At 45.2% G+C, this 12,683-nt stretch carries 12 protein-coding genes; 3 read left to right on the top strand and 9 right to left on the bottom strand.

What is annotated here, in order from left to right; genetic code table 11:
• Positions 1-371 precede the first annotated feature (371 nt).
• Positions 372-1,649 (top strand): L-fucose:H+ symporter permease, encoded by a 1,278-nt coding sequence (fucP, locus tag AC06MN_RS05955; protein WP_475671438.1) that lies wholly within the window; start codon positions 372-374, stop codon positions 1,647-1,649.
• Positions 1,650-1,816: 167 nt separating this feature from the next.
• Here fucP and AC06MN_RS05950 read toward each other — a convergent pair whose 3' ends face one another.
• From AC06MN_RS05950 to AC06MN_RS05925, 6 genes are all read right to left on the bottom strand, one after another.
• The gene (locus AC06MN_RS05950; RefSeq protein WP_475671437.1) at positions 1,817-2,506 is read right to left on the bottom strand and encodes an RluA family pseudouridine synthase; all 690 of its coding nucleotides are present in this window, start codon (positions 2,504-2,506) and stop codon (positions 1,817-1,819) included.
• A 12-nt stretch (positions 2,507-2,518) separates the two neighbouring features.
• A complete protein-coding gene (gene mnmA / locus AC06MN_RS05945; RefSeq protein WP_475671436.1) occupies positions 2,519-3,589 on the bottom strand; it encodes a tRNA 2-thiouridine(34) synthase MnmA in 1,071 nt (356 codons plus the stop codon).
• On the bottom strand, positions 3,586-3,969 hold the full coding sequence (locus AC06MN_RS05940; RefSeq protein WP_475671435.1) for a nucleotidyl transferase AbiEii/AbiGii toxin family protein: 384 nt from the start codon (positions 3,967-3,969) through the stop codon (positions 3,586-3,588). Before AC06MN_RS05940 ends, mnmA begins: the two co-directional genes overlap by 4 nt.
• On the bottom strand, positions 3,924-4,229 hold the full coding sequence (locus AC06MN_RS05935) for a DUF6922 domain-containing protein (protein ID WP_475671434.1): 306 nt from the start codon (positions 4,227-4,229) through the stop codon (positions 3,924-3,926). The genes AC06MN_RS05940 and AC06MN_RS05935 overlap by 46 nt, the downstream gene beginning before the upstream one ends.
• Positions 4,230-4,367: 138 nt before the next feature.
• Positions 4,368-5,126, bottom strand: a complete 759-nt coding sequence (locus AC06MN_RS05930; protein ID WP_475671433.1) for a T9SS type A sorting domain-containing protein — start codon at positions 5,124-5,126, stop codon at positions 4,368-4,370.
• A gap of 553 nt (positions 5,127-5,679) precedes the next feature.
• Positions 5,680-8,040: a GH92 family glycosyl hydrolase gene (locus AC06MN_RS05925; RefSeq protein WP_475671432.1), complete on the bottom strand. Its 2,361-nt coding sequence runs from the start codon at positions 8,038-8,040 to the stop codon at positions 5,680-5,682.
• A 356-nt stretch (positions 8,041-8,396) separates the two neighbouring features.
• Here AC06MN_RS05925 and pta point away from each other — a divergent pair, with 356 nt between their 5' ends.
• Together pta and AC06MN_RS05915 are read left to right on the top strand one after the other, a co-directional pair.
• On the top strand, positions 8,397-9,407 hold the full coding sequence (gene pta / locus AC06MN_RS05920; protein WP_475671431.1) for a phosphate acetyltransferase: 1,011 nt from the start codon (positions 8,397-8,399) through the stop codon (positions 9,405-9,407).
• 318 nt (positions 9,408-9,725) lie between these two features.
• The gene (locus AC06MN_RS05915; protein WP_475671430.1) at positions 9,726-10,931 is read left to right on the top strand and encodes an acetate/propionate family kinase; all 1,206 of its coding nucleotides are present in this window, start codon (positions 9,726-9,728) and stop codon (positions 10,929-10,931) included.
• A gap of 109 nt (positions 10,932-11,040) precedes the next feature.
• On the opposite strand, the gene AC06MN_RS05910 is transcribed toward AC06MN_RS05915, so the two are convergent.
• From AC06MN_RS05910 to AC06MN_RS05900, 3 genes are all read right to left on the bottom strand, one after another.
• Complete coding sequence (locus AC06MN_RS05910) at positions 11,041-11,376, bottom strand: PAS sensor protein (RefSeq protein WP_475671429.1); 336 nt, start codon at positions 11,374-11,376, stop codon at positions 11,041-11,043.
• Between the two features lie 109 nt (positions 11,377-11,485).
• Complete coding sequence (locus AC06MN_RS05905; RefSeq protein ID WP_475671439.1) at positions 11,486-11,869, bottom strand: A1S_2505 family phage non-structural protein; 384 nt, start codon at positions 11,867-11,869, stop codon at positions 11,486-11,488.
• A 150-nt stretch (positions 11,870-12,019) separates the two neighbouring features.
• Positions 12,020-12,679, bottom strand: coding sequence for a porin family protein (locus AC06MN_RS05900; RefSeq protein WP_475671428.1), 660 nt, complete (start codon positions 12,677-12,679; stop codon positions 12,020-12,022).
• Between the last annotated feature and the right edge of the window lie 4 nt (positions 12,680-12,683).

Genomic DNA, 12,683 nt, shown 5'->3' with positions numbered 1-12,683 from the left:
GACGCTGACATGGGTTTTCTTAGCGGAACCGCCTTCCTGAATGCAATCGGAGCCGCCAATCATGACGGCTCTCACGATTCACTGCATTCAGTGTAGGCTCGGCCTTATTGCTGGCGGGTTGCTCCCCAGCAGAGCCCGTTTCCTCGTCCGGCCGCATGGCAAAACTACGATTTTTTCACCAACTGATACAAATATGAAAACTATTGTCTAATTTTGCATCGCATCCCTGAAGTCAACAGACTTCGGACACACTGTTTGAAACACTACCAAACTTCATATCCGGCTATCGGAACAAATCGCATAACAAAATGAATTTCTTTAGGCACAATTTGTTTTTTATCTATTTTTGTAGGCTTTTTAAACGTAGAATCATGGAGAAAAAACCACTTGTACCGAGGAAATTAGTGTTTCCGTTCATCATTGTCACCACTTTGTTTGCCCTTTGGGGATTTGCCAACGACATCACCAACCCGTTGGTGGCCGCTTTCGGAACCATACTTGAAATGTCGGCCTCAAAAGCCGCTTTAATACAGTTTGCCTTCTACGGCGGCTATGCGACGATGGCCTTCCCTGCCGCGTTTTTCATCCGCAAACACAGCTACAAGAAAGGCATTCTGCTCGGTCTAGCACTTTACGCCTTGGGCGCGTTTCTGTTTTTCCCCGCCGCAAAATATGGCATTTACACCTTTTTCCTGATAGCGCTTTACATCCTCACTTTTGGCCTCGCCTTTTTGGAAACGACGGCCAATCCTTTCATCCTCTCGATGGGCGACAAGGAAAACGCGACGCGACGCCTGAACCTTGCGCAGTCGTTCAACCCGATTGGCTCCTTGTGCGGAATGCTGGTGGCTTCAACCGTGATTTTGTCATCGCTCCAATCTGATAAAGTGGCCGATTACGCCAACCTCGATGCCGCCACGAAAGCCTCAATCCGCGCCAACGACCTGATTGCAATCCGCAATCCATACGTCATTTTGGGCTGTGTGGTGTTGGCCATCCTGATTGTCATCGCCTGCATCAAGATTGACGAAAAGAAAGCAGAAGGAAAACAAATCCCTTTGAAACAGACATTTAAGAGTTTATTTAGAAACAAGAAATATGCTACTGGCGTTGTGGCTCAAGTGTTCTATGTTGGCGCACAGATTATGGTGTGGACCTTCATTATCCACTATGCCGAACATTTGGGCTATACGAAAACCCAAGGACAGTATTTCAACATGATTGCCATGGGATTGTTTATCGTTGGCCGTTTCACAAGCACGATGCTGATGAAAAAGACCAATCCGCGCAAGCTGTTGGTCATTTTTGCCTGCGGTGCCATGATAGCTTCGGCAGGAACGATTTTCATTCAAGGAAACCTCGGTTTGTATTGCCTAATCGCCATTTCCGCCTTCATGTCGCTGATGTTCCCGACCATCTACGGCATCGCCTTGGACGGCCTGAGCGACGATGAAGTCACCATTGGCGCAGCCGGCTTGGTTGAAGCCATCGTAGGCGGAGCCTTGCTGCCACCTTTGCAAGGAGCCATCATCGATTTGGGAACGGTTTGCGGCTTGCCTGCCGTCAATTTCTCGTATGTCTTACCTTTCTGCTGCTTCCTGATAGTCTGCATCTACGGCTGCCTGACCCTGAAATGGCAAAAACAATGATTCAAAATCAACTATTTTGGCATATATCACAGTCAACAAAATATTGATTATCTTATAATTAAATTTAATTTCTATTTTTTACCAATTTTGTATAATACAATTTTGGTAATAGTATTATGTAATTTGGATAATTTGCGTATATCTATTTTATAGACAGCAAGTTACATTTACAAGAACTCCTCAAACGCCGGCCAAGGCATGGTTTCTGGCAAAGGTGCAGCGACTTCAACAGGCGTTTTCAGCGTTGGATGCTCAAACGAAATCCTATATGCGTGAAGGCAAATGGAGGCATCGGGGTTGGAGCGTGGATAACCGTATTTCAAGTCGCCTTTTATCGGGCAACCGATGTTGGCCAACTGGCAGCGAATCTGATGATGTCGTCCTGTAAAAAGTTCTATTTCAAGTAAATAGAAATTATCGGAACGGCCAATGACGCGATAACTCAAACGCGCCAGTTTCGCCTCTTTGTTGGCCGAAGTCGTCACAAACGACTTGTTCATTTTTTCGTTTTTCACAATGAAGTCTTCCAACACATCAGCTTCCTTTGGCGGATGGTTCTTCACTAAGGCAAGATAAACTTTATGGAAATCGCGGTCCTTCACCTTTTCCGTCATGCGTGACAAGGCCTTACTCGTTTTGGCAAACAAAACGGCACCACTGACAGGGCGGTCGATGCGATGCACCAAACCCGCAAAAACATTGCCCGGCTTGTTGTATTTCACTTTGATGTATTCCTTCACATCATCGAGCAGGCAGATGTCGCCCGTTTTGTCGCCTTGCACGATTTCGGATGGTAATTTATTGACTATCAGCAGGTGATTGTCTTCGTATAGGATGCGGTCGGATATTGTATTCATATAGATTCAGTTTTATTCGTTCACCTCCACTATCACCCCGCTGCCAATGACGTATGGCTCCGTCTCATGATAGATGACGCCAAACTGCCCTGGCGCAACACCCGAAATGGCGACATCAGAAATGATGTCGACACCTCTGTCGGTGAGATGTATCGTGCCCAAAGTAAACTCCGGCTGATGACGGATCTTGAAACGCACGCGCTGACCTTCCGTGAAACTCAATGTCGGATTCATCAGCAGCATGTCGCTGAGCGGAATAAGTGTCGTGTATTGCGCAATCGGGTCGTAACCCTGCGACACATATACGATGTTGTTCGGAATGTCTTTCTTCACCACAAACCAAGGTCCGCCGCCCAAGCCAAGGCCTTTCCTCTGGCCAATGGTATGGAACCAAAAACCTTTGTGACGACCAAGTTTCTTGCCCGATTCCAATTCGACGATATCGCCCGGCATTTCACCCAAATATTCACGGATATAATCGTTGTAGTTGATTTTTCCCAAGAAGCAAATCCCCTGACTGTCATGCCGTTCTGCACTTGGTAACTTATACTGAGCCGCCAAACGGCGCACTTCGGGTTTCACAATGTCGCCAATAGGAAAAATCACTTTTGAGAGTTGCGCGTATGTAATGCGACCCAAAAAATAGGTCTGGTCTTTGAAAGTGTCGGCAGCCGTTCCCAACCAAAAGCCTTGCTCGTTTTTCCACGAGCGGGCATAGTGACCCGTGGCAATCTTATCGAAATTGTGGCCTTCCTTTTCCTCAAAGGCGCCCAACTTAATCCAGCGGTTGCACATCACATCGGGATTGGGCGTCAGGCCTTTGCGCACCATCTCCATGGTGTATTTGCCGACGGTTTCGAAATACTCGTGCTGCAAGTCGACAATGTCGAATTTACAACCGTATTTCTTTGCAATATAAGTAGTTATCTCAATATCTTCTTCCGATGGGCAGCTTGACAAATCCTCCTTGCCTTCCATGCCAATCTTGATGTAGAAAATGTGTGGGTCGTAGCCCTGCTCCTTGAGGATGGGCACCACCACCGAACTATCTACGCCACCCGAAACTAATGCTGCTATATTCATTTGTCACCGTATTTTTCCCAATCAAACTTTCTCACTTCTTCTGCTATCTTTTCCTTCACCGTTTCCCAATCAACATTATTGAACATTTTGGGAGTTTCTTGATTCTCAGCATCTTCGAAATAAGTCAATGCCATTCGTGTTCTGAACATCGAATATTGAGGATATTTTTGTGTATAAAAGCCAAGAATTTCGGCGAAGGAATAATGTTGCAAAAGGTAATACAAATCAATGAAATCTTTTTTTGAGCCTCTTCCTTCTATCGCACTAATTTTCATTGCGGCGATGTCTTTGGGCGAAGCCAAACACAAACCATCCTCAAAAATTGCATCAGGTTTCAGGAGTTCCAAGGTGTGGGGTGCGATTGTGCAATATGATAACATCTGTAGTCCTCCTTTTTTGTGTCGGAAATGAAGCATAAAAACGACAGCGCGACAGGGTCTAAGGTTCTAAAATTCATTGCGTATGCAACGATTTTGTCTATTCCGAAATGATCTTCGATAATGAACCAATCTTTCATGCTGCCATATTCCAGCACACGCTGAATAATCCATGAGGCACTTCTGTCAATGTCAAAATGCTGGGTGTCAATGTCCCAAAACAAATGTTGATTTAAGCCATATAGATTTGAACTTTGTGCCATTAGCATGAAATTTTCTGCAAAATTACTCAGATTTTCAGAACAATGAAATGTTGATGCAGAGAAATTCGTTTCGCGTGTGTTCGCAAACGAAAAAAGGCGGCCCGAACCGAGCCGCCCAAATATTGAATTTCCGTTTTCTTATTCCACAACAACCTTCTTCACCGAACCATTCACTTGCACGAAATACATTCCGGCAGGCAGTTCCACGGCCATTTCGCCCTTCAATTCTTCCTTGCGGACGACTTGACCAATGGCATTGTAAACGATCATTTGACCCTCGCCCTTGACAACGAAACTGCCTTGAGCTGGGTTTGGATATATAAAGATACTATTAACCCCAAGATTTTCCTCTAAACTACTACAATTTTCGACATGCCAAATGTTCTCGACGAATCGACCACAATCATCTGATACCGTGGCAACATAATCACCAGCACCAACAAAACGGGAAAAAACCGTATCACCATCATTCCAAACAACAGTAAGGTTTTCAAGCTCTTCACCATAATAGGCATAAATTTCAATTTCGTTATTATCGTTAAGATTGACATTTTTTTCAAATGGAGTTAGAATCGGTTCAGAAGCTGAATTAAGCCAAATAATGAAAAATGCACTATAAAGATCATATGAATTATAGGTGATAAATTCATCATAACACCACATCCCTTGATTTTTATCTTTTGTCACCATAAGGACAAACGAATCAATTTCTTCAGTCCAATCCGGCCTATAAAAACTTCCAAAAAAACTAGTAGAATCACCCCAAACATAAACTGTGTCGGCACAATAGGTGATTTGGAAGTTTTCAATGTCTCGGACATTAACGTTTAGAGTTTGAGCTTTTGAAATACCAATTGACAATGTTGCCAAAAGAATTAATGTAATGATTTTCTTCATTTTTATAAGACTTAGCCAGCAGTTCCTACTGCAAGATGCCCTTTCTGCACCTGTTTTTAATGGATATGAAAAAAAGCGTGGAACTGTATGCCATACCGCAATTGAAGGTCGTAGGAAAACCCGAAAGTACAAATATGATAATAGTCCACGCAGAACGTGCAGAACCATTATGCAATCTTGTACTTTCTTGAAAATTTCCTACGTTTTCAATTACAAAACAAGCATAACGCTTCTTAATTATTTAAAGAACAAGGTTTGGCGCACCAAACCGAGGGCAAAAATAGGAAAAGAATGGAAAATGAGACAAGAAATGTGGAGATTTTTTTGGAGAAACGCTAATTATCACGAATTAAGCGTTAAATGTTTGGCTATCGAATTGATAGGAACAAAAAATTTACTCCTAATTTACTCCGCATTTACTTTCTCCCATGCCGCGCAAGCGGCCATGAAATTCCGATAAGGAAAGAATCTGTATCGGAATATTTATGTCAGATTTAACTACGTTGAAATCGAAGATTCACCGAAGGTAATGCAAAGCATTTGTTTCCAAAAATCACTCGCTCATCGAATAAGGCTTATCTTCCTCATTCAATCCGCGATTTATATTAGGTTCGCTGCCCATTTCGAAGACTAGTTCGCCGCCTTGCATGAGTTCGCTGTGCGTAAGGTAAAGCCTTGTGATTTCCTTGCCGTTTAAACTGACTTTCTGCACATAACGATTCTCGTCGCTGACATCATTCGCTTTGATTTCCAACGTGTTGCCATTGCCTAATTTCACTTTCATATAAGGCAAATAAGGTGCGCCGAACACGTATTGGTCGCTGCCTGGACAAACGGGATAGAAGCCCATGGCGCTGAAAATGTACCACGCCGACATCTGCCCGCAATCGTCGTTGCCACAAAGTCCGTCGATGTTGTTCTTGTAGAAACGGTTCATGATTTCGCGCAACCAGTATTGCGTCTTGTAGGGTTGCGAAGTCCAATTGTAAAGATAGGCAATGTGATGGGCAGGTTCGTTGCCGTGGTTGTAGCATCCCATCAGGCCTTCCTCGGTGACATCTTCGGTGTTTTCGAAAAACTCGGCAGGCAGGTGCATCACAAACAAGGTGTCGAGGTTGGCGATGAATTGTTTCTCGCCTTTCATGGCTTCTATCAGACCTTTTACATCCTGCGGAACATAGAAGGAATACACCCACGAATTGCCTTCCACAAAGCCTTCGCCCTCGGTGTCGAACAGACTGAAAGGTTCTTTCCAAGTGCCGTCAGCCATTTTCGGGCGGGCAAAACCAAGTTGCGTGTCGAAAGTGTTTTTCCAGTTTTGGGCACGTTGCCTGTAGGTTTCTGCCGTTGCGTTGTCGCCGGCTTTCAGCGCCGCTTGGTAAATTGCCCAATCATCGTAGGCATATTCCATTGTGATGGAAACGCAGCCGTTGTTTTTGTCGAAAGGCACATAACCCAAATCCATGTAATTGTCCAAATTGACGTAATAAGGTATCGTCGAACTGCGTTTCATGGCCTTCAGCAGCGGCTCGGCATTGCTGACAACGCCTTTCGTGTAGGCATCGGAAAGCACAGGAACTGAGTGATAGCCAATCATGCACCAGTTTTCGTTGCCATTATGCGACCAAACCGGCAAAGCCCCGTGAACGCTTTGCTCGCTGTGTTTCAGCATCGACTGCACCATATCGACATTGCGCTGGGTTTGCAGCACATTGAACAAAGGATGCAAGGCACGGTAAGTGTCCCACAACGAAAAAACGGTGTAGTTCGTGAAGCCTTCGGCTTGATGAATATTGTGGTCGAGGCCGCGATATTGCCCGTCAACATCCATGTAAATTGAAGGGTTTATCATCGTGTGATACAAGGATGTGTAAAGCATGGCTTTCTGGTCTTCAGTGCCTTCGGCATCGATGATGGAAAGCTCCTTGTTCCATTTGTCTTGGGTTTGGGCCAAAAGCTGCTCAAAATCAAGGCCATCGGTTTCTGCTTTCAAGTTTTTCAAGGCCCCCTCGGTGCTGACGGCCGAAAGCGCGACTTTCATCTCCAAAGTTTCAGGCTGATGGAAGGTGAAATACGCCACAATCTTTCTTCCCGTCATCTCTGGAAAATTATGATTGACAGGGAACTTGCCCCAACCGCCGTTATATTTCGGTCTCTGCAAATCGCAATAGCCATAATCGGCAATCGGTTGGTTGAAACTGATGGCAAAATAAGTGTAATTCGTTCTTGCCCAACCGTTTGTAATTCGATAACCTGTCAAAAGTGTATCGTTTTCAACGCGCAAATTGGCCCACAAGGTTTTGCCATCGTAATTGTAAATTCCGTGTTGCAAATCTAAAATGATGTTGCCGTCAGCATCTTGCGGAAAAACATACTGATGCACGCCGACATGTTCCGTTGCCGTCAGCCGCGCCTTGACTTGATAGTCTTCCAAAAGCACCTCATAATAGCCAGGTTGCGCGATTTCTGTTTCGTGCAAAAAACGCGAACGGTAACCATTGTCGGGTTCGGTCTGCGTTCCGGGATTGTATTTTATCTCGCCAATGGTGGGCATGACCAAAATATCGCCCAAATCGGAATGGCCAGTGCCGCTGAAATGGGTGTGACTGAAACCTACAATCGTGCTGTCTTTATGCTGATAACCAGCACAATATTCATAAACCCGTGGCTGATATTCACCATTAATGTTATGAGGAATGGTATCGGTGTCGGGACTCAACTGCACGATGCCGAAAGGCGCACAGGCACCCGGAAAAGTGTGTCCCATGCCATTGGTTCCTATGATTGGATTGACATATTGGATGTAATTTTTGGTCGGTTCGTCTGTAGAGACGCGATGAATCGCGTCTTGGTTATTGCATGAAACGAATGTCGCCAAAACAATGATTGCGAATAAGATAGATGTCTTTTTCATGAAAATGAGATTATGAATTTAGGTCGTAAAATTAAGTAAAAAAGAAGTAAGAGACATAAAAACCACCAGAATCTTTGAAAAAAGTCATTTCTCTGATGTATGGAAACGGGATTCCTGAATAATAAATCGCTCAAATGCAGACATTACCGACAAAAAAACTTGAATCATTGAATCTAAGGCAATTGACTTGATAAGCAATAACATTCCAAGTCGTTTCACAGTCAAACAACACTTTGTCTCAAAAATAAATATTTTTGCAAAAACCTAAATAACTTATTACCTTTGCACCCGTATTTATGCACTTTTTAAAGTAAACAAATCAACAATTAAACAATCAACAATAATCAACATTTATCATGGATTTAATGCAAGAAATCATTGCCAATGCCAAAGCCAACAAGCAGCGCATTGTGCTTCCTGAAGGTGACGAACCACGTACACTGAAAGCCGCCGACCAGCTTCTCGCTGACGGCGTTGCCGACATTACCCTTATCGGCCCAGCCGAAAAAATCAAGGAAATGACCGCCGAATTTGGCCTGAAGAACATCGACAAGGCTCAAATCATCGACCCGAAGAACAACCCTAACAAACAGAAATACGCCGAACTGCTTTACGAACTCCGCAAAGCCAAAGGCATGACCATGGAACAGGCCGAAAACCTTGCCGAAAACTTCATGTATCTCGGCATTTTGCTCGTCAAGGCTGGTGAAGCTGATGGTCTCGTCAGCGGTGCCCGCAGCACCACAGGCGACATGCTCCGTCCTGCCCTGCAAATCATCAAGACCGTTCCTGGCGTAAGCTGCGTTTCGGGTGCGTTCATCATGTTCCTGCCTGAAGGTTGCAAATACGGCACCGATGGCAAGCTGGTCTTCGCTGACTGCGCTGTCACCCCTGTCCCGACTGCCGACCAATTGGCCGAAATCGCTGTCTGCACTGCCGACACCGCCAAGAACATTGCCAAGATTGACCCAATCACAGCCATCTTGAGCTTCTCGACAAAGGGTTCTGCCAAGCACGAAGATGTCGACAAGATCATCGAAGCCACACGCAAGGCTCAGGAAATGCGTCCTGACCTCGTCCTCGACGGCGAATTGCAGGCTGATGCTGCCATCGTCCCATCAGTCGGTGCAAGCAAGGCTCCTAACAGCCCGGTTGCTGGCAAGGCCAACACTTTGGTCTTCCCACGCCTCGAAGTCGGCAACATTGCTTACAAACTCGTTCAGCGTCTTGCAGGTGCTGAAGCAGTTGGTCCTGTCCTCCAAGGTCTTGCAAAGCCTTGCAACGACTTGAGCCGCGGCTGCTCCATCGATGATGTTTACAAACTCGTCGCCATCACCGCAAACCAGGCCATCGCCCAAAAGAAGTAAATTTCTCCGCTCCGCAGAGGGTGAACAGTAAATTAAGAGTAAATTACGAGTAAATTTTTCAAGTGTCAACTATAAAATTGCAATATCTTCTTTTGCTTCGCTAAACACAAATTATCGCGAATTAAACATGAATTATCGATAATTTTAATACTTGTGTATCAGTCAAATTCACGATAATTTTCGGTTAATTTATGGAAATTTGCGTTTAAAACGGCTATGAAGTTGCATGTTGAAATTTACTCTAAAATTTACTCCGAATTTACTTTCTCCCGCCAAGGGCGAAAACAAATAAACAGTTAAACAACAAAAACATTCAACATGAAAATATTAGTCTTAAACTGCGGCAGTTCTTCCATTAAGTATCAATTGCTTGACATGGAAAACGCCAACACATCTCACCTCTTAGCCAAAGGCTTGCTCGAACGCATCGGCCTTGAAATGGGTGAATTTACACATAAATACAACGGCGAGAAGTACTACGAACAGCTTCCTATCCCGAACCACACCGAAGGCATCAAATTAGTGCTGAAAGCATTGGTTGACCCGAAGATGGGCGTCATCAAGGACCTAAAGGAAATCGACGCTGTCGGCCACAGAGTAGCCCACGGCGGTGAAACATTCACAAAGAGCGTCCGCATCGACCAGAAGGTCATCGAAGGCATCGAATCACTCTGCGACCTCGCTCCACTGCACAACCCAGGCAGCTTGCAAGGCATCCACGCTATGGAAGAAGTGCTTCCTGGCATCCCGATGGCAGCCGTGTTCGACACCTCGTTCCACGCTACCATGCCACCTGAGGCCTACCTCTATGCTGTGCCTTACGAATACTACGAAAAGTACCGCGTGCGCCGTTACGGCTTCCACGGCACCAGCCATAAGTATGTCGCCGAAAAGGCCGCCGCTTTCGTTGGCAAGGATTGGAAGACCAGCAAAATCATCACCTGCCACTTGGGCAGCGGTGCTTCCATTGCAGCCGTTGAATATGGCAAATCGGTGGAAACATCCATGGGCTTCACCCCTGTCGAAGGCCTTATGATGGGCAGCCGCACCGGTGACCTCGACCTTGGCGCTTTCATGTACATTATGGACAAGGAAGGCTACAACACCAAGGAAATGAACACTTTGGTCAACAAGAAGTCTGGCCTCGTGGGTATCACTGGCGGCAAGCAGGACATGCGTGACGTCCGTGCCAGCAAAGAAGAAGGCGACGAACGCAGCACCTACGCTTTCAACATGTTCGCTCACCGCGTGAAGAAATACATCGGTGCCTACGCAGCCATCATGAATGGCGCCGACATCATCGTGATGACCGGTGGCATTGGCGAAAACGCCTGGTTCATGCGTGAACCTATCCTAGAAAACATGGAATTCCTCGGCATCAAGCTGGATCCACGCATCAACAAGGAAACCATTGGCGATGCCGCAGTCATCTCTGCACCTGACTCAAAGGTTATGGTGGTGGTCTACCCGACCGACGAAGAATTTGTCATCGCTCAGGATACCTACAATTTGGTGATGAAATAATTCGTTTTTCACTTGCTGATACAGCAAAATCCCCGCTGATTTCGCAGACTTACGCAGATTTTTTCTGTGCCAGTCTGTGTAATCAGCGAGGATTTTTTATCTCAAAGAATCATCCCCTGTCGAAATGCGGCATATCTTCAGGAATGATGATGGAAAATTCAATCAGTCCGCCGACGATTTGCTTTGCATCGTCCTCATACCAAGGCGTTTGGTAAATCAGTTTCTTCTTGCCTTTCTTCGAAATGGTGTAGGCATTCGTGTCGGCTTCGCCAATCAGATGGCGGATGATGGCCTGGGATTTCTCGTTGTGGCAATTCATGAGGTTTTTGCCACGCGTGTCGCCGTTCACATCAATGGATGAATCGTTCTGATAAAGCACATTGCCATCCTTGTCGCAAACGGTGATGGCCAGATTCAGGTTTTTGAAATAATCAATGTCGTTCATATCTAAAGACTTTTGTTTGCAAAATTGATAAATCGAAGCGCAAATTTAGTTCATTTTGACACAATAAATCTCAAAAGCACAGTTTTTCCAATCTGAAAGGAAAAAATCATCATTCCAGCACTTTCCAGAATGTTTCAGGCAGACTGACATTCAGGAGATTGGTGGCTTCGGCAAAAAGCGGCGCGATTTCGTCATCAGTGAAACCTGCAATGCCGCAGCCAATGCGCGTGACAAGGAATTTCTGTCCCGGATGCTGTTTTGCATACTCGATGAAATCATCGACGTAAGGTTTGATGGTCTCCACCCCACCTTGCATGGTCGGGATGGCGTAACACTGTCCCGTTGGACCAACGCCAACGCCCCATTCTGCGCCAAATTTTGCATTGGCAATATAGGCTGCGCCGCCGCCATGATGACCAGCCAGATTGCTGCCGAAGACGAAGATTTCGTCTGGCCGAAGTTCCTTGATGAAATCAGGTGTGAATCTATCCATAGTTTCAGTAAAATATGAAGGTTTGTAATACGTGTGTTTGGTGTAGTTGCTTCTCGGCGAGAAAAACGGGAAATCCGTTGTCTTAATATTGTCAAATTCATAAACCGATTCTGCGGTATCGCCTATTATTGCTCCTAACATGATTCGTCTCTAAAACTCAAGGCCAAAAGTGATAGTCGCCGCACGATGATACGATTTTCCGGCATTCATGATTTCGTAATCCATGCCGAAATTATCCTTCAAGACTTTCCTAAAGCCATACACATAACGCAGACCAAGGATAAAACGTTGGGAAAAGCGGAAATCAACACCCGCAACAGCCTGAATATCAAAAACATTATATTCTTTTCTGGATAGCTTATATCTCACTTGACCTCCATATTCCTGAGCTTTGGTGTCGAAAATCTCGCCTTTTGAGCAAAACGAAAGCTGTGGCCCGACATTGAAACGCAGCCATTCGGTTGGAGAAACGGTAAAGACAATCGGAATACGCCAATTGTCAAAAGACATTTCAAAGTTCCAATCGTATGATTCGCCTGTTTCAGGATCAAATTGCCGGCTACTTTCTTCAGTGCCCGTAAGTGTGAAATCCAGACCTGCCTGCACTCCGAGAAGCTCATTGAATTCATAGCCATAATAGAGACCGCCCAAAACATTGGCAACTCTCGAATTATTGCTGTAATCATCGAACTTCAACCTGGAAATGTTGACACCGCCATGAAAACCGAATTTCGATTCCTGGGCCAAGGCAAAATCGAAAAAAGCCGAAAAAAGCATCATCGATGCCAAAAGGAAACCTATCTTTTTCATCATC

The organism is Candidatus Limimorpha sp., from assembly GCF_056203535.1.
This window is presented reverse-complemented; position numbering and strand designations above follow the sequence as displayed.

What these genes read in the sequence shown, in the direction of transcription:
- AC06MN_RS05940 (WP_475671435.1), bottom strand. Translation starts at nt 3,969, where the DNA reads ATGTTATCATATTGCACAATCGCACCCCACACCTTGGAACTCCTGAAA.
- AC06MN_RS05905 (WP_475671439.1), bottom strand. Translation starts at nt 11,869, where the DNA reads ATGGATAGATTCACACCTGATTTCATCAAGGAACTTCGGCCAGACGAA.
- AC06MN_RS05950 (WP_475671437.1), bottom strand. Translation starts at nt 2,506, where the DNA reads ATGAATACAATATCCGACCGCATCCTATACGAAGACAATCACCTGCTG.
- mnmA (WP_475671436.1), bottom strand. Translation starts at nt 3,589, where the DNA reads ATGAATATAGCAGCATTAGTTTCGGGTGGCGTAGATAGTTCGGTGGTG.
- AC06MN_RS05925 (WP_475671432.1), bottom strand. Translation starts at nt 8,040, where the DNA reads ATGAAAAAGACATCTATCTTATTCGCAATCATTGTTTTGGCGACATTC.
- AC06MN_RS05930 (WP_475671433.1), bottom strand. Translation starts at nt 5,126, where the DNA reads ATGAAGAAAATCATTACATTAATTCTTTTGGCAACATTGTCAATTGGT.
- pta (WP_475671431.1), top strand. Translation starts at nt 8,397, where the DNA reads ATGGATTTAATGCAAGAAATCATTGCCAATGCCAAAGCCAACAAGCAG.
- AC06MN_RS05915 (WP_475671430.1), top strand. Translation starts at nt 9,726, where the DNA reads ATGAAAATATTAGTCTTAAACTGCGGCAGTTCTTCCATTAAGTATCAA.
- fucP (WP_475671438.1), top strand. Translation starts at nt 372, where the DNA reads ATGGAGAAAAAACCACTTGTACCGAGGAAATTAGTGTTTCCGTTCATC.
- AC06MN_RS05935 (WP_475671434.1), bottom strand. Translation starts at nt 4,229, where the DNA reads ATGGCACAAAGTTCAAATCTATATGGCTTAAATCAACATTTGTTTTGG.
- AC06MN_RS05910 (WP_475671429.1), bottom strand. Translation starts at nt 11,376, where the DNA reads ATGAACGACATTGATTATTTCAAAAACCTGAATCTGGCCATCACCGTT.
- AC06MN_RS05900 (WP_475671428.1), bottom strand. Translation starts at nt 12,679, where the DNA reads ATGAAAAAGATAGGTTTCCTTTTGGCATCGATGATGCTTTTTTCGGCT.